This window comes from Paenibacillus sp. N119s, from assembly GCF_059447605.1.
This window is the reverse complement of record NZ_JCAJRU010000545.1, coordinates 1-332: the sequence shown is the minus strand read 5'-3', so window position 1 is coordinate 332 and position 332 is coordinate 1. Positions and strand designations below refer to the sequence as shown.

At 54.2% G+C, this 332-nt stretch carries 1 protein-coding gene; it reads left to right on the top strand.

What is annotated here, in order from left to right:
• Positions 1-332, top strand: a 332-nt coding sequence (locus AC5V8P_RS26250) for a phosphopantetheine-binding protein (protein WP_495474140.1), incomplete at both ends; no start/stop codon positions are given.

The window sequence follows — 332 nt, the reverse complement described above, 5'->3', positions numbered from 1 at the left end:
GAGCTGAGAAGTGAGCTGGGCCGAGAGCTGCCAAGCTACATGGTACCGTCCTACTTTGTACAGCTGGAGCAAATGCCACTGAGTCCCAACGGCAAAATCGACCGCAAAGCACTGCCAGCACCAGAAGGCAGCCTACAAACTGGAGTCGATTATGCCGAGCCGCGTACAGCGCAAGAACGCGCTTTGGTAGCGGTCTGGCAGTCGGTACTGGGACTACAGACGGTCGGTATTTTGGACAATTTCTTTGATCTGGGTGGCGATTCCATCAAGGCCATCCAAATCGCATCCCGTACGTTCCAGGCGGGCTATAAGCTGGACATGAAGGATTTGTT